Origin of the sequence: Stenotrophomonas pictorum JCM 9942 (assembly GCF_001310775.1) — a bacterium.
GTDB classification, from domain to species: domain Bacteria; phylum Pseudomonadota; class Gammaproteobacteria; order Xanthomonadales; family Xanthomonadaceae; genus Stenotrophomonas; species Stenotrophomonas pictorum.
Genome location: NZ_BAZI01000344.1, coordinates 1 through 2,799, shown reverse-complemented (window position 1 = coordinate 2,799; position 2,799 = coordinate 1). Strand labels below are relative to the sequence as shown.

Here is a 2,799-nt window from a genome sequence, read left to right as displayed (position 1 = left end):
GAGCGGACGCCACTGCGCGCCCGCGTTGCAGCCCAGCGTAGCGATGCAGCGGCCGAAGACGCCGACGCTTGATCACCCCGCCCGCGCGCCCTACGCTGCGGCCACGCCCTGCAAGGAGCTCGCGATGGCATCGGCTTCCCCTGAACTTGAATCGTTCGTCCGCGACGCCCTGATCCGCGGGCATACCCGCCAGCAGGTCAGCCAGGCGCTGCTGGCGGCCGGCTGGAGCAGCGAACAGGCCCGTGGCGCACTGGACAGCTGGGCCGAGGTGGACATTCCCCTGCCGGTGCCGCGCCCCCGTGCCTCACTGTCGGCACGGGAGGCTTTCGTCTATCTGTTGCTGTTCAGCACGCTGTATTTCTTCGCATGGAACCTGGGCAGCCTGCTGTTCAAGCTGATCGAACACGCCCTGCCCGACCCGGCCGATGCCCAGTGGCAAGTGCTGCGACTGGGCCCGGCGATCCGCTGGTCGGTCTCAGCGCTGGTAATCAGCTTCCCGGTATTTGCCTTTCTGTCGCAGCGGATCAGCCGCGACGTGACCCGGCATCCGATCAAGCGGCTGTCACCGGTCCGCTGCTGGCTGACCTACCTGACCCTGTTTATCGCCGCCACCGTGCTGATCGGCGACCTCACCACGCTGGTCTACAACGTGCTGGGCGGCGAGCTGAGCCTGCGCTTCGGCCTGAAGGTGCTGGTGGTCGGCGTGCTGGCCGGTACCGTGTTCGGCTGGTACCTGTGGGACCTGCGCCGCGAGGAGGCCACACCATGAGCCATGGCAACTGGGGCAGCCGCCTGCTGTGGGCCGCCGGCATCGTCACCGCGCTGGCCGTGGCCGCCGGCGTGTGGATCATCGACTCCCCCGCGCAACAGCGCCTGCAACGCCTCGATGACAGTCGCGTACAGGATCTGCGCAATCTCGACAGCGCCATCCGCAGCTACCGGCAAAGCCACGACCAGCTGCCATCGGATCTGGCAGCGCTTGCCGCACAGCCGGGTATGGCGCTGAACCTGTCCGACCCGCAGGGCGGGCCGGACTACCGCTACCGCCGCCTGGATGAGAGCCACTTCGAACTGTGCGCCCGCTTCGCCACCGCCAGCAATGTCGGCCTGCGCCGTGGCACCGCCTTCAACGCATGGAACCACCCGTCCGGTGAGCACTGCTACCGGCGTTCGCTCCAAGATGAGGACTGAGCGGCGGTGAACACGCCGTGCGATCCGCGCCGTGCGCAGCTACGGCGCCTGAAGGCCTATGCGCTGGCGATGCTGCTGGCGATGCTGGCCGGCTTCATCGTCAGTCATCTCAATGACGAGCGTGGCATCTGGGCGTGGGTCGGGGCGTTCTGCGAAGCGGCCACGGTCGGCGCACTGGCCGACTGGTTCGCGGTGGTGGCGCTGTTCCGGCGGCCGTTGAACCTGCCGATCCCGCACACGGCGATCATCCCCCGCAACAAGGAGCGCATCGCCGACAGCCTGGCGGTATTCGTGCGCGACCATTTCCTCGAGCCGCAGGCCCTGCTGGCCAAGCTGAAAGTATTCGATCCTGCCACCCGTCTGGGCGAGTGGCTGTCGCAACCGGCGCAGGCCAGGATGCTGGCCGGGATGGCGCGCGGCTGGGCGGTACAGGCGCTGGATCTGCTGGACGAGGCCGCCGTGCGTCGCTCCATCCAGGGCTTTGTGGTCCAGCAGTTGCGGCAGTGGAACGCGGCGGCCACGGCCGGCGATCTGCTGGGCCTGCTCACCGCCGACAACCGCCACCAGCGCGTGCTCGACGAAGGCCTCACCCGCATCGGCACCTGGCTGGACACCGACAGCGTGCGCCAGCAGGCCTCGGCGCTGATCGTGCGTTACATCCGCAAGGAGTGGCCCAAGTTGGCCAGCACCGTGGACTGGGTCAAACCGGTCGACGAGATCGGCGACTCGCTGGCCGACCGCCTGGCCTGCGCGGCGCTGGAAGAACTGCAGGCGGTGCTGTCGCAGCCGGAGCATCCGCTGCGGCAGGACTATGCGCGCTGGCTGGGCGATTACATGCGCCGGCTGCGCGAAGATCCCGCGCTGGCCAACAGGGTCGACGCGCTCAAGCAGCAGATGCTCGACCACCCGGCGCTGCAGGACTATGTGCAGGGTCTGTGGCAGCGCGTGCACGGCTTCCTGCGCGAGGATCTGGCGCGCGAGGATTCGGCGCTGGCCGGCCATCTGGAGCGCAGCCTCGGCCAGCTCGGCGCCGCCATCAGTCGCGATCCGGCGCTGCGCGATGCGCTCAACCAGCACATGCTGGCCGGCGCCGGGAAACTCACCAACGCCTGCGTGCCGGCGTCACCACCCATATCGCCCAGACAGTGAAAGGCTGGGATGAGGAAAAACTGGTCGAACAGCTGGAACTGAGCGTCGGACGCGACCTGCAGTACATCCGCTTCAACGGCACCCTGGTCGGCGGCCTGATCGGCCTGCTGCTGCATGCCTTGACCGGCTGGCTGCGTTTCTGAGACCGGCTGCTGCGGCATCTGCCGGCATGCAGTAAGCTCCGCCCACTCCGGGGGGATCGATGAAACGTAAACTGCTGGCATTGTCCATCTGCGCACTGGCTGGCGACGCCTGCGCACAACGTGTCTACAAGTGCCTCAAGGGCAGCGAAACCATCTACCAGTCACTGCCCTGCCCGATCGAGCAGGACACCGGCGTCAGCCGCAAGGTGGTGGGCGATCCGCGCCTGACGTACGAGGAACGCTACCGCAACGAGGAAATGCTGCGCCGCGCCCGGGCGCGCATGCAGGCCGACGCCGGCCGTGGCCAGCCGGCCAG

General features: G+C 68.1%; 2 protein-coding genes and 2 pseudogenes. All 4 read left to right on the top strand.

What is annotated here, in order from left to right:
- The first annotated feature begins 124 nt into the window (after positions 1-124).
- The gene (locus tag JCM9942_RS13455) at positions 125-769 is read left to right on the top strand and encodes a DUF5671 domain-containing protein (protein ID WP_054660298.1); all 645 of its coding nucleotides are present in this window, start codon (positions 125-127) and stop codon (positions 767-769) included.
- Positions 766-1,191 (top strand): hypothetical protein, encoded by a 426-nt coding sequence (locus JCM9942_RS13450; protein WP_054660296.1) that lies wholly within the window; start codon positions 766-768, stop codon positions 1,189-1,191. Before JCM9942_RS13455 ends, JCM9942_RS13450 begins: the two co-directional genes overlap by 4 nt.
- Before the next feature lie 69 nt (positions 1,192-1,260).
- Positions 1,261-2,483 (top strand): annotated as a pseudogene (locus JCM9942_RS13445) (DUF445 domain-containing protein).
- Between the two features lie 59 nt (positions 2,484-2,542).
- Positions 2,543-2,799: pseudogene (locus tag JCM9942_RS13440) on the top strand (hypothetical protein); the annotation flags it as partial.